At 46.1% G+C, this 20,181-nt stretch carries 19 protein-coding genes; 9 read left to right on the top strand and 10 right to left on the bottom strand.

Going from position 1 to position 20,181, the window contains the following annotated elements:
* Nucleotides 1–12 precede the first annotated feature (12 nt).
* Nucleotides 13–744, bottom strand: a complete 732-nt coding sequence (locus KO537_RS21835; protein ID WP_219235785.1) for a LytTR family DNA-binding domain-containing protein — start codon at nt 742–744, stop codon at nt 13–15.
* Nucleotides 738–2,411: a sensor histidine kinase gene (locus KO537_RS21830; protein ID WP_346729658.1), complete on the bottom strand. Its 1,674-nt coding sequence runs from the start codon at nt 2,409–2,411 to the stop codon at nt 738–740. The genes KO537_RS21835 and KO537_RS21830 overlap by 7 nt, the downstream gene beginning before the upstream one ends.
* 585 nt (nt 2,412–2,996) lie before the next feature.
* Here KO537_RS21830 and KO537_RS21825 point away from each other — a divergent pair.
* The 5 genes from KO537_RS21825 (at nt 2,997) to KO537_RS21805 (ending at nt 8,049) form a co-directional block, all read left to right on the top strand.
* The gene (locus KO537_RS21825) at nt 2,997–3,920 is read left to right on the top strand and encodes a pirin family protein (RefSeq protein ID WP_198573897.1); all 924 of its coding nucleotides are present in this window, start codon (nt 2,997–2,999) and stop codon (nt 3,918–3,920) included.
* 298 nt (nt 3,921–4,218) lie between these two features.
* Nucleotides 4,219–5,265, top strand: a complete 1,047-nt coding sequence (locus KO537_RS21820; protein WP_113941211.1) for an ATP-binding protein — start codon at nt 4,219–4,221, stop codon at nt 5,263–5,265.
* On the top strand, nt 5,266–5,949 hold the full coding sequence (locus tag KO537_RS21815; RefSeq protein WP_219235783.1) for a response regulator transcription factor: 684 nt from the start codon (nt 5,266–5,268) through the stop codon (nt 5,947–5,949).
* A 32-nt stretch (nt 5,950–5,981) separates the two neighbouring features.
* Entirely contained in the window at nt 5,982–6,683 is a 702-nt protein-coding gene (locus KO537_RS21810; RefSeq protein WP_168826833.1) for a TrkA family potassium uptake protein, read from the top strand.
* A 1-nt stretch (nt 6,684) separates the two neighbouring features.
* On the top strand, nt 6,685–8,049 hold the full coding sequence (locus tag KO537_RS21805; RefSeq protein WP_219235781.1) for a TrkH family potassium uptake protein: 1,365 nt from the start codon (nt 6,685–6,687) through the stop codon (nt 8,047–8,049).
* Nucleotides 8,050–8,259: 210 nt separating this feature from the next.
* On the opposite strand, the gene KO537_RS21800 is transcribed toward KO537_RS21805, so the two are convergent.
* From KO537_RS21800 to KO537_RS21775, 6 genes are all read right to left on the bottom strand, one after another.
* Entirely contained in the window at nt 8,260–9,837 is a 1,578-nt protein-coding gene (locus KO537_RS21800) for a hypothetical protein (protein WP_219235779.1), read from the bottom strand.
* Nucleotides 9,838–9,927: 90 nt separating this feature from the next.
* Nucleotides 9,928–10,134 (bottom strand): hypothetical protein, encoded by a 207-nt coding sequence (locus KO537_RS21795; RefSeq protein ID WP_157037018.1) that lies wholly within the window; start codon nt 10,132–10,134, stop codon nt 9,928–9,930.
* A 250-nt stretch (nt 10,135–10,384) separates the two neighbouring features.
* Nucleotides 10,385–11,569: an NAD(P)/FAD-dependent oxidoreductase gene (locus tag KO537_RS21790; protein ID WP_219235778.1), complete on the bottom strand. Its 1,185-nt coding sequence runs from the start codon at nt 11,567–11,569 to the stop codon at nt 10,385–10,387.
* Nucleotides 11,570–11,878: 309 nt separating this feature from the next.
* The gene (gene gpsA / locus KO537_RS21785) at nt 11,879–12,895 is read right to left on the bottom strand and encodes an NAD(P)H-dependent glycerol-3-phosphate dehydrogenase (RefSeq protein ID WP_105250843.1); all 1,017 of its coding nucleotides are present in this window, start codon (nt 12,893–12,895) and stop codon (nt 11,879–11,881) included.
* A gap of 4 nt (nt 12,896–12,899) precedes the next feature.
* Nucleotides 12,900–13,385 (bottom strand): protein-export chaperone SecB, encoded by a 486-nt coding sequence (secB, locus tag KO537_RS21780; protein WP_006083777.1) that lies wholly within the window; start codon nt 13,383–13,385, stop codon nt 12,900–12,902.
* A 295-nt stretch (nt 13,386–13,680) separates the two neighbouring features.
* On the bottom strand, nt 13,681–14,115 hold the full coding sequence (locus tag KO537_RS21775; protein WP_105253030.1) for a rhodanese-like domain-containing protein: 435 nt from the start codon (nt 14,113–14,115) through the stop codon (nt 13,681–13,683).
* Nucleotides 14,116–14,382: 267 nt separating this feature from the next.
* Here KO537_RS21775 and gpmM point away from each other — a divergent pair, with 267 nt between their 5' ends.
* The 4 genes from gpmM to KO537_RS21755 are packed head-to-tail and all read left to right on the top strand — an operon-like array spanning nt 14,383 to nt 19,077.
* Nucleotides 14,383–15,927, top strand: a complete 1,545-nt coding sequence (gpmM, locus tag KO537_RS21770) for a 2,3-bisphosphoglycerate-independent phosphoglycerate mutase (protein ID WP_105250842.1) — start codon at nt 14,383–14,385, stop codon at nt 15,925–15,927.
* 10 nt (nt 15,928–15,937) lie between these two features.
* On the top strand, nt 15,938–17,071 hold the full coding sequence (locus KO537_RS21765; protein WP_219235776.1) for a peptidoglycan DD-metalloendopeptidase family protein: 1,134 nt from the start codon (nt 15,938–15,940) through the stop codon (nt 17,069–17,071).
* A 32-nt stretch (nt 17,072–17,103) separates the two neighbouring features.
* A complete protein-coding gene (locus KO537_RS21760; protein ID WP_219235774.1) occupies nt 17,104–18,312 on the top strand; it encodes a S41 family peptidase in 1,209 nt (402 codons plus the stop codon).
* Nucleotides 18,313–18,321: 9 nt separating this feature from the next.
* On the top strand, nt 18,322–19,077 hold the full coding sequence (locus KO537_RS21755; protein ID WP_219235772.1) for a divergent polysaccharide deacetylase family protein: 756 nt from the start codon (nt 18,322–18,324) through the stop codon (nt 19,075–19,077).
* On the opposite strand, the gene KO537_RS21750 is transcribed toward KO537_RS21755, so the two are convergent.
* Both KO537_RS21750 and KO537_RS21745 read right to left on the bottom strand, forming a co-directional pair.
* A complete protein-coding gene (locus KO537_RS21750) occupies nt 19,052–19,507 on the bottom strand; it encodes an Rrf2 family transcriptional regulator (RefSeq protein WP_105250838.1) in 456 nt (151 codons plus the stop codon). The two genes, KO537_RS21755 and KO537_RS21750, sit on opposite strands and share 26 nt — an antisense overlap.
* A gap of 22 nt (nt 19,508–19,529) precedes the next feature.
* Nucleotides 19,530–19,784 (bottom strand): YkgJ family cysteine cluster protein, encoded by a 255-nt coding sequence (locus tag KO537_RS21745; protein ID WP_105250837.1) that lies wholly within the window; start codon nt 19,782–19,784, stop codon nt 19,530–19,532.
* Between the last annotated feature and the right edge of the window lie 397 nt (nt 19,785–20,181).

Below are 20,181 nucleotides of genomic sequence, written 5' to 3'. Positions count from 1 at the left end.
AATGAATGACAATTACAGCCTCATCAGCTGTCGAAAAGCCTTAATATTACTACGGCTAACGGGCACCTCGAACGACAAATCATGCAACCTAATCAGGTAAGTACTATTAAACCAAGGCACGATTTCGCGGATCTTGTTGATATTGACGCAATAGGAACGGTGACAGCGGAAAAAGCCCTCAGCGGGCAAGCGGCTGACAAACTCACTGATAGTCATCTGCATCACATAACGGTCGGTGCGGGTGTACACATAAGTGAGTTTTTCATCGGCCTCGGCATAATAAATTTGCTCGCAGGGCGTGACGATAATCCGCTCACCTTTGACTAAATTCACGGTTCGACTGGTGTTACTCGCGGCCTCATGTTGCGGCTTTGGTGCTTGCCGCCCCACCAGTTCAATCTTCTGCAATAAGCTGATGATCCGCGGTTCATTGTAGGGCTTGAGAATATAATCGAAGGCTTCGAGCTCAAACGCTTCTACTGCAAATTCTTTATAGGCAGTGACAAACACCACATGGGGAGGATGGGTCGATTTATGCAGATTCTTCGCCAACAAAAGGCCATCGATGGACGGTATTTGGATATCCAAAAACACCACATCAACCTCTTGATCCTGCAAATATTTAAAGGCCTCTAAGCCATCCTCGAAGCTAGCCACTATGTCTATCTCACTGTGGCTCTTCACTAAATACTCTAGCTCCTCACGGGCAAGATATTCATCTTCAACTATGATGGCTTTTAACATACTTGCGCCTCATTATCCGGTAAGTAAAAACTGACTTCAGTCCCCGGCTCGAGCCGTTTAAGCTGCAAACCTTCGCCGTACAATAACTTCACTCTCTGGTGCACATTCATCAGCCCAATACTGCTACTTTCTACACGGCCAGCAGCTACGCCATCAATCACCTCTTGGCGGATCCCATAACCAGTATCGCGTACGGCGACGCGAATGCCTGCATCGAGTTTTTTCACTTCTATGGTCACTCTGCCCGGTGCACTACGCGGTTGAATGCCGTGCAAAATCGCGTTTTCCACCAGCGGTTGTAACAAGAGGCAAGGTACACAAAAATGCACATCGTCGACATCGAAGATCACTTCAAGCTTGTCGCCAAAACGCGCCTGCTCAATCGCCACATAATCACGGACTTGTTTCACTTCTTCTTGGATATCAATCAGCTCATCGCCTTTAGCCAAGTTATAGCGCAGATAATCGGCCAGATTAGCAATCAACTGCCGCGCCTGCTGTGGCCGAATACGGATCAAAGAAGAAATCGCATTGAGGGCATTAAACAAAAAGTGCGGATTAATCTTGCTCTGCAACGCAGTGAACTCCGCCTTGCGGGTCATCTCTTGCAGTTGCTCGATACGCGACACTTCCATCTGGGTCGAAATTAGCTGCGACAAACCCACAGCCATCTCCCGCAACGAGCTAGTGATACGATAGGTATTGCGATAGTAAATCTTCAGCGTGCCACTCACAGTGCCGTTTTCGCGCAGCGGGATTATGATGACCGAATGAAAATCCGATAAATGATATTGGCGTAAGTCATTGTTAATAATGTTTTGATCTTGCTCTATAGCCCTTTGAGTCATTTCGCTAATCGCTTGATGACCATCGACCTCGTAGTAATCTTTACCAACGCCCATATAGGCTAATACATCGCGAGTATCGGTAATCGCCACAGCATCGGCATGGATTTCATTGCGGATCACAGCGCACACTTGCTCTAAGGCATGGCGATCAATCTTGCGAAAAAAGGGTAAGGTTTTATTAGCAATATCCAGCGCGAGCTTGGCCTGCTTAGCGGCAATCAACTCTTTCTCATCGTCGAGGTCCTGCACTAACTTAATAATCAGTCCGATACACACAGTGCCCGCAATCATGGGATAGGCAATATGACTTACTATCTCAACGCCCACCTCGTGTGGCTCTGTCAGCAACCAAATCAACAACATGGTCAGCGTTTCGCACAACATGCCCGCCACAATGCCATAAATCCACAACTTAGATTTGGGACATTTGTAATAAATCCACGTCGCCATAAGGCCGGCAATAATGCTAGCGATTAAACACGGAATAGAGGTATCGCCATCCATATCAATAAGATATCTATGCAGCCCCGACAGCACGCCCGCAGGAATACCAACCCAAGGGCCAAATAGAATCCCGCCAGAAATAATTGCGATAATCCGCACGTTGACCAACGCGCCTTCAACCTCAATGCCGGTATAAGTACTAAACACTGCAAATAAGCAAAATATCGCCGCCACAGAAACCAACTCTGCGGGGGTATGATTACGCTTTTGGAATAAACGCTGAAACGGTCGAGTGCGAGTTAAAAAGAACAAGGTCATCAGCATCAAGGCCGCCCGTTCAAATACCGCCAGTAACATCATTTGATTTTCGAGCACGCTTTCTCCTTGATCTATCACGCTGAATCACAGCCCAACGTTATATTTACCAATGATATATTTATGAGTGTTAAGCCTGTACGCTGAATGGATTAGGGTGAAGACAGGCTTTGCCGCCAACACAAGCTCCCATAAAAGATAGACTCGATTTTGCAGATCTGACTTAACGCGTGGATGATAAAAATCACCGAGCCCCAAACTTGTCAAACACTCGTATTTAGGCTCGAGTAAAACATCAAACGCTAATGCCCACATAAATACAGGCTTGCTAAAGTAAAGGACAGATAAAAGTCCCATTCACGCGGGCTCAGTCACACATTCGTACTCGAATTAGGCTATCAAAGACTATCGAAGGACAATTTGAAGAACCTAAGACACGTTAAGTTAACCACTAAAAAGTGCAGTTGCCCTTTATCAGGTCACTGCCACAATTTGCAAAATTGACCGGAATACCCGAAGCTAAAACCTTCGGCTCGAATGCAAGATGAGATCTGCCCCCATGCGAGATTCTAGGTTCACACTTAGCTGCGCTGAACCGAGCCAAACTGAACTGAGCATGCCCTAGTAATGGAATAAGGAGCGAACATGAGTGAACTACAAGCACAGTTTTATGGTGGCCCTAAGGAATGTCCTATTGAAAATGGCCGCATTCAAGCTCAACGGATAGCCCCTAAAATCAGTGATGTCGGCGGCATACCTGTCGCACGGGCTATTCCACAAAAAGAGCGCCGCCTTATCGGCCCTTGGTGCTTTCTCGACCATATTGGCCCAATCACCGACGGCCCGCAGTTAAACGTCGGCCAACATCCACACATTGGATTGCAAACCTTTACTTGGATGCTCGAAGGCGAAATCATGCACAGGGACAGCCTCGGCAGTGCTCAAGTGATCCGCCCAAAACAAGTTAACCTGATGACAGCCGGACACGGCATAGCCCACACCGAAGAGTCGATAGCGGGTCATCACACTATGCACGCAGCCCAACTATGGATAGCCTTACCACTGGAACACAAAGATACCACTCCGAGATTCGATCACTACCCAGAGCTGCCGACTTGGCACGAGTCAGGCGTCGAATTCACCCTACTGATTGGCAGTTGGCATCATAAACAGGCGCCCACATTACACTTCTCACCTATCGTTGCCATCGATCTGTTTGCCGCCCATGACGCTGAACTCACTCTGAATCTCGACCCTAGTTTCGAATATGCCCTCATGCCACTGGAAGGCCGCTTCCAAATCGAGGATGACAGTTTTGATAATAACCACCTCGCCTACCTTGGCATGCTACGCGAAACCATCACCATAAAACTCGAGGCGGGTTGTCGCATACTGCTAATTGGCGGCGCGCCATTGGCTGATCCTGTCAGCATTTGGTGGAACTTTGTTGGCCATAGCAAAGATGAAATAGTCAAAGCACAGGCAGATTGGGAAGCCGAAGATCCCCGCTTCGCCGCCGTTACTGGCTATAGTGGCAAACGCTTAGTGCCCCCACCAATACCTTGGTGATGCTTAGCTCAATGACGGGCAACTCAATGACGGGCAGGTCAATGATTCAGGGTTAGCGGCTGGATAAGCGCTTTGGCAACATACGTAATGGCCTGCGCAAGGGTTAAGGCTTACAACATGAGTGTATGCGGTAAGCCTTATCATTTACCCAAAGTGTGATGTGAACAAGCTCGATTTGCCTAAGCTAAGTGCAAGCTAAGCCACTCACAAGGTTACAAATTTTACGGCATTTTTACGCGCTATCTTAAAATGCCTTTGCTAAAGTACAGGCACTTTCTTTATATGCGTCTTTCTATTCATGACTTCATCCATAGCGGCTCCCATGACACAATACTGGCGTTCGCACCCGACTTTATTTACCTTCATAGTGCTAGTGACGGCCATTTTCAGCAGCGCCTTTATCGATCACTTTTCAAACTCGACTATCGCCGTACTGCTGATTTTACAATTGGCCGTAGTGGCCGTAGCCCTACAATGCAACGCCAACTTGGCCTATTTTGCAGCAGTGTTTGAGGCGACCAGCTTTAATTTTCTATTTACCACACCACGTTATTCACTCCAGATGTTTAATCTTGAGGACATTCTCAATCTCAGTGTGTTTCTGCTTGTCGCCCTCACCACCAGCAAATTAGCCGAACACTATCGCCGTCAGCAAGATGCTCTCGAACAAGCTCAGTTACGCAACAGTATTTTGCTGTCGGTTTCCCACGATTTACGCACCCCACTCGCCACTATCATTGGCACGCTCACCACCCTAAAGGAATACATGCCTAAGCTCAGCCCAGACCAAAAGGATGAGTTGATTGATAGCGCGGCCGCCGAAAGCCATCGCCTGCACCAATATATCGAAAACCTGCTGCAAGCCACTAAGTTACAACACGGCGCACTCAAGTTTAGCTTGAGTGAAGACGCCATAATGAATGTATTGCACCAAGCTATTGCCCGTTTTCCAGCCACGCAGCCGCGTATTATCATCAAGAGTGACGCCGATCTACCGTCACTGATGATCTGCAGTTCATTGATTGAGCAAGCTATTTTTAATGTATTGGATAATGCGCTGCGCTATTCGCCTTCTGATAAGCAAGTCATAGTAAAAGCGTATCAGCAGGGCGATGCGTTACTGTTAGATATCCAAGATGAGGGTCTTGGCATAGAACCCGCTCAAGCGCAGGCAATTTTTGAACTCTTTTATCGCCAGCATCCCTCAACCGATAGTGGCTCTGGCCTTGGGCTTGCTGTTGCTAAGGGCATAATTACCGCCCATGGTGGCCAGATCAGCGCCGAACCTGTCGCTCATGGCAGCCTTATTCGTATCGCATTGCCAATAAAAAAGGGAGAGGAATAAATGGCTTATAAGGTGCTGGTCGTCGATGACGAAGCGCAAATCCACACTTTTATGCGGATATCGTTAGAAGCGGAAGGATTCGAATATCATGGCGCCGCCTCGATTGCGTCAGCCCTAGCGCAATATCATGCGCAGCAGCCACACGTGTTAGTGCTCGATCTTGGCCTACCCGATGGTGATGGCATCAGCTTGCTGCAAACCCTACGTCAGAGTGACAAAGTGCCGGTGCTTATCTTAACCGCCCGCGATCAAGAGGAAGAAAAAATTCGTCTTTTGGAAGCTGGCGCCAATGACTATCTCAGCAAGCCATTTGGGATCAGGGAGTTAATCGCTCGCATCAAGGTTTTAGTCCGCGACTTAGTCGATGAACCGCCATTAAGTGATTTACTGCAGTTTGGCGCACTTAAGTTGCAAAAAAGTACCCACCAGCTTTGGCTCGATCAACAAGAAATCGCCTTAACCAAAAAGGAGTTTGCCCTGATGGAGACCTTAATGTCTCACCCTGGTCAGCTCATTAAACAAACTGAATTACTGCGGGATATTTGGGGTAAAACCCATCAAGAAGACAGTCATTATCTGCGGATCTTAGTCAGTCAGTTACGTAAAAAACTCAATGACAGCAGCGAGCAGCAGCTCATTAAGACAGAAGCGGGCCTAGGTTATCGCTTAACAAACAATAGATAAGCATCTGTTATAAATTAGAAAAGGATATTTTAATGGCACATTTTACCGTTATTGGCTTAGGGCGATTTGGTGTCGCCGCTAGCCTAGAATTGATCCACTTAGGCCACACGGTCACTGGCGTGGATAGTGACCCTAAAATGGTGGAAAAATACGTAGAAGACTTAACCGAAGCGGTTATTTGTGATTGTTCCGACGAAGCCGCACTACGTGAGCTAGACCTCGCAAACAGTGAAGCCGTACTGGTCGCAATTGGCGAAGATATGCAATCGAGTTTGCTGTGCACCTTGGCACTGAAAAATCTGGGAGTAGAAGTCATTTGGGTCAAGGCCAGCACTAAAGCCCATCACACTATCGTCTCTAAACTCGGCGTCGCCCGCATCATACATCCAGAGGAAGAAATGGGCATACGTGTCGCCCAGTCACTCAACTATCCTATGGTGAACAATTTCCTGCCGATTGGTGATGGTCTCTATGTGGTCGAAATCCATATCAAGCCTCACCTTGATCAAACCACTGTCAGCCAACTACTCGGCGCTGCACAGGATGATGTTAAAGATGATGCAAAAAGCAATGTGATACGCAATCCTAAAGGCAAAGTCGCTGCCATTATGGTTAAGCGGGATCTGACGGTTTTCAGCAAAATTGATAGTCAATTTATCCTACAAGCGAATGACGCCTTACTGCTCTGCGGTAGCCGTACTGAGCTCAAATACCTAGCGCCAAGGTTGGTGTAATTTGGTTCAATGGCATCCCTCCATCATGGCGATTGAGCATAAACCCAAATCGAGTAAAAAGTTGTTAGGCGCACCGCCCTTTATCCTAAGCGTGAGCTTTGCATTGTTGATCATCTTAGGCACTTGCTTACTCAAACTGCCGATAGCAACCGAATCGTCTGTTACTTGGCTACAAAGTCTGTTCACGGCCACCTCGGCGGTAACAGTGACAGGGCTGGTTGTTGTCGATACTGGCACTGTTTTTACGCCCTTTGGGCAAATCGTCATAGCGCTGTTAATCCAATGCGGTGGACTTGGGCTGATGACCTTCGCCATTGTCACCTTGATCGCCATTGGCGGTAGAATTGGTTTTTTACACCAAACAGTCGCAAAAGAGGCTTTTAATCAAACAGATACATCGACTCTAGTGTCAACGGCAAAATCAGTGTTAGTGTTTTCTCTGCTGGTTGAAGCCGTAGGCATGGCCATTCTTTCCGTGCACTGGAGTCAGGAACTCGGTTGGCAAACCAGCTTATTCCACGGTTTTTTCTACACCATCAGCGCCTTTAACAACGCAGGTTTTGCCCTCAGTGCCGACAGCCTAATGCCCTATGTTGCCGATCCTGTCATTAATCTCACCATCACAGGCCTGCTCATCATAGGTGGCCTCGGATTTTCGGTGTGGATAGATCTTCGTAGGAACAAGCGTTGGTCAAAACTCAGCGTTTACAGCCGCATGATGATCACAGGCACTATGATTATCAACGCCGTCGCCGTGATTGCGATTTACTTTATTGAGTACAACAACCCCAATACCTTGGCGCCCTTAAGCGAACTCGGTAAATGGTTAGCATCATGGTTTCAAGCCGTTACACCGCGCACCGCAGGCTTTAATACACTAGCAATTGACCAACTCGAAGATGGTACAACGCTACTCATGCTGGTATTGATGTTTATTGGCGGCGGATCCCTAAGTACCGCCAGTGGCATTAAGGTGGTCACCTTTATGGTGCTGATTTTGGCAACTTATGGCTACTTACGCCGCGATGAAGCCATTTATGTGTTTAAGCGCGAGATCCCCAAAGACACTGTCAGCAAAGCCTTGGCGCTAACCATGATCTCCATTGGCGTCACTTGGCTAGCCATCTTCGCACTGGTATTAAGTGAAAACGCACCGTTAATTGATATCGTCTTTGAGGCCGTATCGGCACTGGGCACAGTCGGTTTGTCCCGAGGTCTGACAGGCAACTTAACGACTCTAGGCCAAGCCATCATCATTTTTATAATGTTCATGGGTCGCCTCGGCCCACTCATGCTCGCCTACTTCCTCGCGAATCCAAGGGTGAAAAAACTGCGCTACGCAGAAACTAAATTGGCGATTGGGTAAATCACATTATTTAAGAACAACAGAAAGGTTGATACCTTTTAAATTTAGACCTCATTCCTAATGTAAGTCTTTACTTAGTTATTTTATAAAAAATAATAATCAATATAACTTATTTAACTATAAAATATAGATTGTAGTATCCAGAATTAATTTATATACAACGAACCAAACTCTATTACCTACAAACGCTATAAAATTAAGGGATTGCAATTATTTATATGCTTTCACAAATACCCCTAAAAATCGTTCTCTTACATGAGGTTGTAGTACGTCTAGAAAATTCGCAAATGTTAGGTCATATACGACATGACAAAAAACAGATCTGTTTTTGTCCGTATCTGTTGTATCAAACAAAACATCAATTAATACAGATGCATCTGGCATCGCAATTCTAAGTAACGCTAAATGTAGACTCATTGGTGGTACATTTTCTTGGAGCTGAATTCTAGTGTTAGATAATAAATCAGGCTCGATCCCTAACTGTCTCTTTAGTTCAATTGATAAGTAATCTTTCAACATCACAAAACGAGTGCTAAAAACAAGTGACGTTGGTTCAATATTCATTCCTTCCGTATACTCCTTTAATGCGGCATGTAAATTTCCAGTTAGAGATATACCATGTCGGAAAAAACTATCTGAAGTTATTTTAAGATCAGGATGAACAGCAGCAATAATGGATTGAGGTATAATCGTTGTATTATCAAGGTTTTCAACCGCACCAACATTTAGGTAAGCAGGAGTCTCCATTTTCATAACGCAGCGTTCATACTCTTCAGGAGTTCCTTCATGGACTTTTTGTGTAATTAATTTAAATCTAACATTTGGTCCAATATTATCATCGTGAATATAGAGGTATGAAATATTATCATCTTGTAAAGATACCTCAGCAATACCACCTCCTTGTTGAGGAGCTGGCTCCCTAAATCCTACAGCACAAACAGCATGACCAACTGGTACACCATCACCATGGACTCCCCCAATTAGGAGAGGATAGCCAGATCGAAGATATGCTGCGCAAGTATTTGCAAATCGAGCTGTAGTAAAGAATTGGCCAACTAATTCACCATTAGTTATTGCTGGTGAAAAACCAAGTTGAATAATCGCATGTTGTATTTGATCAATTCTAAGGAAATGCGATGGATAAGGTGGACGCCCTACAAGTGCAGAAGAATGTGCAGCCTCAGTTATCATTGATGTTGTTGGGATGGCATTACATTCATTAAATGCTGAGGAGTGAAGCATGCTCCAAATACCAATTGTAGCGCATGCAGCGACGCCAGAATCTTGCTGCTGCCATGCCAATCCATGAACACAAAACTCTAGTCCAGCAACATTGCATACATAATCTCTAGATGGTTGTATAACTCTCGGCGTCCCCGGAGTTTGATCTGGATACCACTTCAACACCGTTCTACCAAAAGGTGAATCAGTAATAGGCCTAACAACTATAAACCCTAAATAACCATTTTGAAGCTCATCAATAGCCCTTTCGTCCCCTCCAACCGCACTAACAAACAACTCTCTATCGAGTCGCATAGTAGAAAAAAAATGAAGGCGTTGACAAATATTTGGATACCCTTTGGCACTAAGACTATAAAATGCCGAGAATTCATTAAGATAGTCCCTGTCGAAGTAATTATCCTCAACTAATACTTTTTTTGCGCCCAAGAAATTCAAGTACTTAGATACATAACGAGACTGTTGAGATCCCAATCTCCTCTGAATTTCAACGAGCGGATTATCTGCAGAAGAAAAATCAAAAAATCTTAAAGGTTTATTTGTATTCAATTCAATCGACCGCGTAGCAACATTGCATAAACAAAAACCGCCTCCTAGTTTTACTATCGGGCGGTTAAAATGTCTTATTATCAGAAAATGTTAGCCGAATACTCGAGCTAAAGAAGCATTATCAGTTACCGATGCATACATTTTAATGCGCTCATCAGATGAAGAACTTGAGAATGCCGCCTGAATCTTTCCTTTCAACTCATTACTAATAGGTAATTCAACATTAACTTTTTCTAATCCTGAACGATCAGAGTAGTTGCTAGTCCAGAGGGTCACCTTCCGTTGTTCTCTAGTCATTTTAACAGCCCTTTTAGATCTATAGTGAAATGAAGAAAAGCATTAGTCATTTATACAGCAAAATATCAACGTTTACAGATATTCTACGGATATCAGTTTAGACCACTCAACTCAACTAAGTTCATACTTTTCATTTTTGTTGAAATCCGAGGGTCGATTAGACCACAAAATGTACACCTACTTCAAATGCTTTGATCAACAACTGCAATAATCTTACACTAAAGCATAATCTATATAAGGCTATCGTTTGTCACACAACCCTTCCAGCGGCGACGCCAGATGCCCAGGCCCATTGAAAATTAAACCCGCCTAACCAACCACTTACGTCCATGACTTCACCGATAAAGTAGAGTCCTGCGACTTTGCTGGCTTCCATGGTTTTAGATGACAACTCATTACTATCAATACCACCTAAGGTCACTTCGGCGGTGCGGTAGCCTTCGGTGCCGTTCATCAATACTGTCCAGCGGTGGAGATCATCCACCAGTTTAGCGCGCTCGGCGTGCACTAGCTGATTTAACGCTTTATTCAACAGGGCTTCAGCGAATAACACTTCCACCAGCCGCTTAGGCAACCACTGGCTGAGGGTGTTGCGCAGGCTTTGTTTTGGATGTGCGGCGAGCTGTTGCTCTAGCAATTGCGCCAAATCCATATTCGGCAAAAGATCGATTTCTATGGTTTCGCCCGCTTTCCAATAGTTGGAAATCTGCAAAATTGCAGGGCCAGATAAGCCGCGGTGGGTAAATAACAGTGCTTCGCTGAACGCAGTGCCATCTTTGGCGGTAATGCGGCTCGGCACTGCGATGCCAGACAAAGGCTCGAAGCGAATTTTATCTTCGCTGTGCCAAGTAAAAGGCACCAGACCCGCGTGAGTTGGCAATACTTTGAGGCCAAATTGCTCGGCCAGTTGATAACCGTAAGGCGTGGCGCCGAGTTTAGGCATGGATAAGCCACCCGTGGCGATAACCAGTGAGTCGCAGCTTAGTTCGCCGTTAGAGGTATTGAGCTCAAAGCGCCCAGCCTCCGTCTTTTTAACGGCCAGAATATCGGTACGCAGCTTAATCGTCACGCCCGCCCATTCACACTCGGTCAATAGCATAGTGACTATCTCTTTGGCCGAGTCATTGCAAAACAGTTGGCCATGATCGCGCTCGTGGTATTCAATGCCGTGGCGCTCGACCAGTTCAATAAACTGCTGCGAGGGATAACGCGCGAGTGCCGATTTAACAAAGTGGGGATTGCCACAGAGGAAGTTAGCGGGCTCGACTTTAAGGTTGGTAAAGTTACAACGCCCGCCGCCGCTGATGAGGATTTTACGCCCCGCTTGCTTGGCATTGTCGAGAACGAGTACATCACGGCCTCGGTAACCTGCGGTCGCTGCACACATTAATCCCGCGGCGCCGGCTCCGATAATAATGACATCATGATGTTTCACGCTCTTACTCCACACAGATAAATTGATTGGTATTGGCTGCCAACAGGCAATTTGATGACTTGCGAACCTTTAGCAAGCAAGTCATGCAACAGCTAAACGGAGCAAAGATAAGCTCAAACGCTAGACACAAATCCCCTCTTTCACCATCTGACCTCCAGGGATGGAGGAAATGCCCGCCTGATGTCGGGAACATCAAGGGCCCTGGCGACCGGGGATACATCTTGCACACCAGAAGTCCGAGCATAAAAAAGGGCGCTATTTTAGCACCCTTTCTTTTATTCGGCATACAGCATCATCACGGCTCGCGGTTTATTGCGTAGGCGTTTCTGATTTCTTTTCTCTGCTGAGCAGCTCTTTAGCAGCATCAACTGGCGCTTTGCCTTGATACAAGACTTGGTAAATCTGCTCAGTGATCGGCATTTCAACCCCGAGGCGTTTCGCAAGCGTAAACACTTCTTTGGTATTGCGATAACCTTCAACCACTTGGCCGATTTCAGCCTGTGCTGTCATCACATCACAGCCTTTACCTAAGGCTAAACCGAAACGACGGTTACGGGATTGGTTGTCGGTACAGGTCAACACTAAGTCGCCTAACCCCGCCATTCCCATAAAGGTGGCTGCATTGGCACCTAAGGCTTCGCCTAAACGCGTCAATTCGACTAAACCACGGGTAATCAAGGCTGTTCTGGCATTCGCACCAAAGCCGATACCGTCGGACATGCCCGCGCCAATCGCGATCACGTTCTTTACCGCGCCGCCCAGTTGCAGTCCGGTAAAGTCGTCATTGGCGTAAACCCGCAAACGTTTAGGGCTATGTAACAGCTCGACGAGATCGTTAGTGAACGTAGGACAAGTGCCCGCAACCGAAATGGCCGTAGGTAAACCCATGGCGAGTTCTTTCGCGAAGGTCGGCCCAGATAACACCGCCAGCGGATATTGCTCACCTAACACATCACGGGCCACATCTTGCAGCAAACGTCCGGTTTCAGGCTCGAGCCCTTTCGTTGCCCATACGATGCGCGCATCGCTACGGAGTAACGGTTTAGCTTGCTCAAGCACAGTACCAAACACATGGCTTGGTACGACCACTAACACATTGTTGCTGGCGGCTAAGGCTTTGGCTAAATCGGCTTCGATCTGTAAACAATCAGGAAACGCAATACCAGGCAAAAAAGCTTGGTTGCACTTGTCTTGAGCGAGCGTTTGCATGTGGACAGGATCGTGTCCCCATAACAAGGTCTTATGACCGTTGCTGGCTAAAGAAATGGCAAGGGCGGAGCCATAAGAGCCCGCCCCTAATACCGTGATATCGGCAGAGTTTTTCATGTAATTAAGCGTTAGCTTCTTCGGCAGCTGGTGCAGTCGCAGCAGCTTGACGTTGTTGCACGTATTGGGCAAACAGCGCGTCGAAGTTAACAGGTGCTAAGTTCAGTTGTGGGAAAGTACCACGACCGACTAAGCTGCCCACGGTTTCGCGAGCATATGGGAATAGGATGTTAGGGCAGTATGCACCTAATGAATGGGCCAATTGTGGCTCAGTCAGACCAGTGATAGAGAAGATACCGGCTTGTTGTACTTCACATAGGAAAGCGGTGTCGCCACCATTTTGTGCAGTCACAGTTAAAGACAGGACAACTTCATACACATCATCAGCTAATTTAGCGCTGCGCGTGTCTAAATCTAACTTAACTTCTGGGTTCCATTCTTTTTGGAATACCGCTGGGCTGTTAGGCGTTTCGAAAGACACATCTTTAGTGTAAACACGTTGGATGTTGAATTGTGGGGCTTGTTGTTCGTTGTTTGCTACTTCAGCCATAATTTCCTACCTATCCTATCAATGTTGTATCGGCTTTTCGTTGAAAGCCAATTATTATTTGAAAGCCAATTACTATTTGAACGTAAATTGGCTCGGGGCTTATGTTACTCAAGGCCTATATCAGATCTCGGTATCATCCCAACTTGTACCCATATTCGGGTATCGATCGAACCAGTCTAAAAACTTACATTAAGCCCTTAGCGACCGTAGGATCAGTATGCCAAACAATGATGACTTTATTACTGCACTATCCTGTGGATTGAGTACAGCTTAAATCATAACTGCCGCCGACAACTTATCTTTTGCTTTTTGAAACAGGCATATTTGCTGCCTGCCATTCACCCATACCACCTTTCAAGTTGTACAGGTTTTCAAAACCTTGCTTACTCAAAAGCTGAGCGGCTTGAGACGAGGTCATGCCAGCATTGCATACCAATATAATGGGACTGGCTTTATACTTTTCAAGGGCTGATATCTGATTATTTTTAATATCGGCGAGCGTAACGTTAAGTGCATCAACAATATGGCCCTTGCGGAACTCGTCATTCGAGCGCACATCAACCACTTTAGCATCCTGTCTATTCACCATAATCGTTAATTCTTGATGAGAAATACTTTTGATTTTTGACATGCTCGATTTGATGATACTCGCGACAAGCACAACAAATAATCCCACCCAAGCCAGACTGAGCATTGAGTGAGCTTTAAAAAATTCGATATATTCTTGCATGATGATTGCCCGCATAAATGGCGAAAATTCGATAAGGGCACAGAGTATACCGATTGCCTTGGCAGAATGCAGCAGTTTAGTCACAGTTCGAGATCGCACTTTTAGTGCAATTGACTCTGTACTTGTCACAAGCCACTCACAGAATCGGGCGAATTAGTGATTCGATGACCTTAATCGGGGTAAAGCGCTTTTTCATACCCCGCTAACGTAGTAATATTTGACCAATTTCAGATTTCTATCGCTTCTATAAAACTTAAAGGTATCACTATGACGACTGCTAAACGTCCGCTCGCGTTGTTGATCCTCGATGGCTGGGGCTACCGTGAAAACACGCATAATAATGCGATTTTCCACGCCAAGACTCCGGTACTCGACCGTCTCAACGCTAAATATCCCCATAGTTTGATTTCAGGTTCTGGCTTAGATGTTGGCTTACCTGATGGCCAGATGGGAAATTCTGAAGTTGGCCATATTAACTTAGGCTCTGGCCGTGTGGTTTATCAAGAACTCACTCGTATCAGTAAAGCCATTGCAGATCATGAGTTTGAAAAAAATCCTGCGCTATGTGATGCGGTAGACTCAGCCATCAAAGCTGGCGGAGCTGTGCACATTATGGGCTTGCTTTCTCCCGGTGGCGTCCACAGCCATGAAGAGCATATCGAAGCTATGTGCCGTATGGCCGTTGCGCGCGGTGCAACTCAGGTTTATCTGCACGCTTTCCTCGACGGCCGCGATACGCCACCGCGCAGTGCTAAGGGTAGCTTGAGCCATTTTGATGATCTGTTTACTACATTAGGCCATGGCCGTATCGCATCGATTATTGGTCGTTACTTTGCTATGGACAGGGATAATCGTTGGGATCGCGTGTCACAAGCCTACGATTTAATCACCCAAGGCAAGTCAAAATTCCAATACGACAATGCCGTTACAGCATTAGAAGCGGCTTACGAGCGTAACGAAAACGACGAATTCGTCTCTTCATCTGCGATCACAGATGCCAACGGTCAAGTTGCGACCTTAAAAGACGGCGATGCCCTGATTTTTATGAACTTCCGTGCTGACCGCGCCCGTCAAATCACCCGTAGCTTTATTCACCCAGACTTCGATGGTTTCGAACGCGCTGTTATGCCGAAAATGCACTTCGTCACTTTGACTGAGTATGCTGGCGACATCACAGCACCTATCGCTTATCCATCTGAAAACTTAGTGAATACCTTAGGTGAAGTGCTGCAGAAACAAGGTCGTACTCAGCTGCGTATCTCTGAAACTGAGAAATACGCCCATGTGACTTTCTTCTTTAACGGCGGTAAAGAAGAGCCATTCGAGGGAGAAGATCGCATCCTAATCAACTCGCCTAAAGTGGCAACTTACGATCTACAGCCTGAGATGAGTTCAGCTGAGCTGACTGACAAGTTAGTCGCAGCAATTGAATCAACTAAGTACGACGTGATCATCTGTAACTACCCCAATGGTGACATGGTTGGCCACACGGGTAATTTCGATGCCGCAGTTAAAGCTTGTGAAGCTGTCGACGCTTGTATCGGCCGTGTGGTTGATGCGCTGGCGAAAGTGGGCGGAGAATGTATTATTACCGCCGACCACGGCAATGCCGAGCAAATGACCGACGAAACCACAGGTCAGGCTCACACGGCCCACACCAGTGAACTCGTGCCTTTCGTCTTTGTTGGACGCGATGCGACCATAGATGAAGGTGGTAAACTCAGCGATGTTGCACCAACCATCTTGACCTTGATCGGCGAAGCCATTCCAGCTGAGATGACGGGCAAACCCTTAATCCACATAAAAGAGTAACCGTTACCTAGTGAGCACTCGACTCCTTGTTAAAGCCAGCATTATTGCTGGCTTTATGATGTTATCTTTCTCGGCACACGCTTCTGATTTGGAGAAGCGTAAGTCCGAGTTAAAATCAATCCAAACGCAAATAAATCAACAACAAAGCGCATTAAAAACCACCAGTAAACAAAGAGAAAAACTGCTGTCATTGCTGCGTAGCGATGAAGAAGCGATTGCGTCAGCTGCCAAAAAAGTCAACAGCACCAAAAATAGCTTAGCGCAAATCGACACTAAACTTGCCGAGCTAAAACAACGTCAAGATGAGTTAGAAACGCTTAAAGTGACTCAACAACAAACACTGTCGAAACAGCTGTCGAGCGCCTATCTTGCCGGTAATCACGATTACACTAAGATGATACTTAATCAGCAAAGTCCCGCCACTATCGAGCGTATGTTGGCTTATTACCAATACCTCAATAAAGCGCGGATGAAGTCAATCAACGAATTAAAGCAAACCTTGACCGAGCTAGATGAGATCAAGGTGTCGCAAACGAGTAAGCAAAAGCAATTAACCAAACTCGTCGCCGAACAACAAGTACAAGCTAAACGTTTGAGCCAAGAGCAAGATCAGCGTCAACTGACCATCAAAGAGCTGCAACGAACCTTAAATTCTAAGGGTGCAGAGCTTGAGCAGTTGCAAATTGAAGAGGCCAGCTTAAAGCGCGTCGTTGAACAAGCGCTGCGGGCCATGAAAGATAATCCCTCGATGGAAGGCTTTGGTAAACAAAGTGGCAAACTTAAATGGCCGACAAAAGGTCGTGTGAGTGCTAGCTTTGGTAGCCAACGCTCCGGTCAAGTAGTGTGGAAAGGCACTATGTTGTCTGCACCAGAAGGGCAAAATATTCGAGCCGTTTCAGGTGGTAAAGTCATTTATGCCGACTGGTTACGCGGTTTTGGTCTTGTTATGGTCATCGATCACGGGAAAGGTTATATGAGTCTTTACGGTCACGCTCAAACCCTACTAAAAAGCCCTGGTGAGATGGTAAAAAGCGGTGAAGCGATTGCTTTAGTCGGACGTTCAGGTGGACAGAGCGAGCCTGGCCTATACTTTGAAATAAGGCATAAAGGGCAAGCCGTCGATCCAGCGAAATACTGTCGCTAATCATAACGGTCCCCTTATCACAGGGGACCGTTATGAAATACATGATCCGCTATATCAGTTGCGTTGGATTAGGTCTCACTTTAGGCCTATCCATCAGCCTCTCCAGCCAAGAGAACGCGAAATCCTACCGCGACAACTTTGACTATCCATTACTACAAGATGTACTTGAAACGGTTGAAACTTACTATATCAAAACCGTTCCCAAAGAAGAGCTAGTGCAGGCCGCCATCAAAGGCATTTTTGAACATCTCGACCCCTATTCCAGCTTCTTGAATCATCAAGAATTACTCGATCTTAAAGATTCTAATCGCGGTGAGTATTTTGGTTTCGGTTTCGAAGTCGCGGCCCAAAAAGACCACATCAGCATCATAGCCCCCTTTGCCCATTCTCCCGCAGAGCAAGCGGGAATACGTGCGGGCGATATTATTATTAAACTTAACAACACCCTGGCGACTGAAACGAATCTAGCCGATATCCTTACTGAAATAAAAAGACATAGTCTCAATAATCAGAGTATTAACTTAGAGCTAAAACACAGTAATGACGATGCCACCTTTAAAGTGTCACTCAAGCCAAGCAATATCACTATAGAGTCGGTCAGCACTCAACTGCTTGATGGCAATATTGGCTATGTCAGATTAAGCAACTTCCAAGAAAACTCTACCGAAGATATGGTGCGCTCGCTCAGCCAATGGCAAAACAAACCACTCACAGGACTTATCTTAGATCTACGTAATAATCCCGGCGGCCTACTCGACCAAGCGGTTAAAATTGCGGATCTATTTCTCGCTAAAGGACGCATAGTCTCAACCTCTGGCCGCTTCTTCGACGCCAACTCTGACTACTATGCCTCACCGCAAACCATGCTGACTAACGTGCCTATGCTAGTGTTAATCAACAAAGGCTCGGCCTCTGCATCCGAAGTTCTCGCCGCCGCATTACAAGAAAATGGTCGTGCTAAACTCTTAGGTGAGACCAGTTTTGGCAAAGGTACAGTACAAAGCCTGATCCCCATTTTAGAAGATGGTAACGCGATTAAACTCACCATTGCCCAGTACAATACTCCTAGAGGTGAAAACATTCACAACATAGGGATCATCCCCGACATAAAAATTGCCGCCGAAACTGGTTCCGGCGTTGGTAATTTAGCTATAATCGACGCCCTATCAGCCCATGCATCACTGGCCCAAGATCATCAAGTGACCTCTGCCATTGCATGGATACAGCACCATGATGAATAAGAAGAAATTGTGCGCTTACTTTATTCCTTAGCCCTATTGGCCCTAAGCATTTCTCAAAGCTATGCAGCCCAGCTTGCACTCATTATTGATGACATAGGTTATCGTCATACAGATAAAGCCGTGCTGGCACTGCCCAATACAATAACACTCTCTGTATTACCCCATACCCCACTTGGCAAAGAACTCGCTAACGCAGGACACCAAAAAGGCCACGAAATTATGCTACATCTTCCCATGCAGGCGCTTAATGGTAAGACGTTAGGGCTGGGGGGGTTAACCAATACGATGACTGAGGCACAAATTCGCACCAGTGTTATTGATGCGATTAACAGCGTTCCCTTTGCCAAAGGTGCCAATAACCACATGGGGAGTCTATTAACTCAACTGGACGATCCCATGCTATGGGTCATGGAAACACTCAAACAAGAGCAGCTGTATTTTGTCGATAGCATGACAACACGATTCACTAAGGCAGGGGATAACGCAGATAAGCTAGGCATTCCTTTACTAAAACGCCAACTGTTTCTAGACAATGATACTAGTGCTAATGCACTCGAGAGACAATTTAACTTAATGATAAGTCAGGCACATACCCAAGGTAGCTTGGTGGCGATTGCCCATCCCTATCCAGAAACTATGCGCTTCTTGGAGGCTAACCTACACAGACTTAAAACCGAGGGGATTGATCTGGTGCCAGCATCGAGTTTGCTCCCCATCGGTATTGCACTTAAAAGTGGTACTAATCCAGTTGCAGTACTGAAATAGAAAAGTCTGGCAGCAAGGCGACTAACTCATCACGGTTACTCACAATATCCAGCAAAGTATATTGATCCAGCACATTCAAATAAGCTTCAACTGCCTGAGCTAACACGCCTTTAAGCTTACAAGCTGGTGTAAATCGGCAGTAAGGTTTGCTGCAATCAATCGGGGCGAGTGAGTTTTCTAATACTCGAACTAACTGGCCTAGGTTAATCTCACTCGCAGGCTTACCCAAACGGAAACCGCCCATCTTACCGCGGATGGTTTCAAGGTAACCCATCTTGCCTAAATGATGCACTATCTTAGAGACATGATTTGGTGACAGATCAAACACCTGCGTAATTTCAGCAATCCTAAATAAAGTTGTTCTATCTGGCTGAACCGCTAAATACATCAGGGTACGAACGCCAAAATCGGTATAACGAGTTAACTGCATATTTCACCTGTCAGCGATAAACTTAATGAGAGGTCTGAGATTCGAGTTGGGTAATCAACCAAAGCGCCTCTTCGTTCGAATGACCACAAACATCTTCAGATGCATCGAAATCACTACAAACCGCAGGACGATCGGGCGAGCCGAAAATCAAACATAAATTGGCATCGCTCAATTGCACACAACGCTCACCCGCAGCCTTACCCTTTGGCATACCCGGGATACCGCTGCTTATTGAAGGCGCAATACAGCAAGCACCACACCCAAGACGACAATTCATTTTCGTTACTCATGAAAGACATAAGGCATTATACCGTTTAATTTGTCCGAGATCAGTGTCACAGGTCAATACTGCCAAGTCGCGCACAGGAGGTTTTCAGAACGTGAAAGAAACAATATTGATAAAGTGGAATAAAGATCGGCAAAAAGTAGGTTTTGATTTTTAACATTGAAGCGAAAGCTTCATATTCTGATAAAGATTTCATCTACATGATAGCCGAGTATGAGGATAACCATGTGCTTCGAGCTCGAAGCATTAGCGTCACTGACACGAATTACCCGCGACGCCATAACGAAAAAAGCCTCATCTTTCGATGAGGCTTATCTCTTAATGTTGGCGGAGCGGACGGGACTCGAACCCGCGACCCCCGGCGTGACAGGCCGGTATTCTAACCAAC

It is taken from the genome of Shewanella sp. NKUCC01_JLK (assembly GCF_019345615.1).
In the GTDB taxonomy this organism is placed as follows: domain Bacteria; phylum Pseudomonadota; class Gammaproteobacteria; order Enterobacterales; family Shewanellaceae; genus Shewanella; species Shewanella oncorhynchi.
This window is presented reverse-complemented; position numbering and strand designations above follow the sequence as displayed.

Excerpts from the sequence above, each read along its gene's own strand:
- KO537_RS21835 (WP_219235785.1), bottom strand. The coding sequence starts at position 744 with ATGTTAAAAGCCATCATAGTTGAAGATGAATATCTTGCCCGTGAGGAG.
- KO537_RS21825 (WP_198573897.1), top strand. The coding sequence starts at position 2,997 with ATGAGTGAACTACAAGCACAGTTTTATGGTGGCCCTAAGGAATGTCCT.
- KO537_RS21820 (WP_113941211.1), top strand. The coding sequence starts at position 4,219 with ATGACTTCATCCATAGCGGCTCCCATGACACAATACTGGCGTTCGCAC.
- KO537_RS21815 (WP_219235783.1), top strand. The coding sequence starts at position 5,266 with ATGGCTTATAAGGTGCTGGTCGTCGATGACGAAGCGCAAATCCACACT.
- KO537_RS21810 (WP_168826833.1), top strand. The coding sequence starts at position 5,982 with ATGGCACATTTTACCGTTATTGGCTTAGGGCGATTTGGTGTCGCCGCT.
- KO537_RS21795 (WP_157037018.1), bottom strand. The coding sequence starts at position 10,134 with ATGACTAGAGAACAACGGAAGGTGACCCTCTGGACTAGCAACTACTCT.
- gpsA (WP_105250843.1), bottom strand. The coding sequence starts at position 12,895 with ATGAAAAACTCTGCCGATATCACGGTATTAGGGGCGGGCTCTTATGGC.
- secB (WP_006083777.1), bottom strand. The coding sequence starts at position 13,385 with ATGGCTGAAGTAGCAAACAACGAACAACAAGCCCCACAATTCAACATC.
- KO537_RS21775 (WP_105253030.1), bottom strand. The coding sequence starts at position 14,115 with ATGCAAGAATATATCGAATTTTTTAAAGCTCACTCAATGCTCAGTCTG.
- gpmM (WP_105250842.1), top strand. The coding sequence starts at position 14,383 with ATGACGACTGCTAAACGTCCGCTCGCGTTGTTGATCCTCGATGGCTGG.
- KO537_RS21760 (WP_219235774.1), top strand. The coding sequence starts at position 17,104 with ATGAAATACATGATCCGCTATATCAGTTGCGTTGGATTAGGTCTCACT.
- KO537_RS21750 (WP_105250838.1), bottom strand. The coding sequence starts at position 19,507 with ATGCAGTTAACTCGTTATACCGATTTTGGCGTTCGTACCCTGATGTAT.
- KO537_RS21745 (WP_105250837.1), bottom strand. The coding sequence starts at position 19,784 with ATGAATTGTCGTCTTGGGTGTGGTGCTTGCTGTATTGCGCCTTCAATA.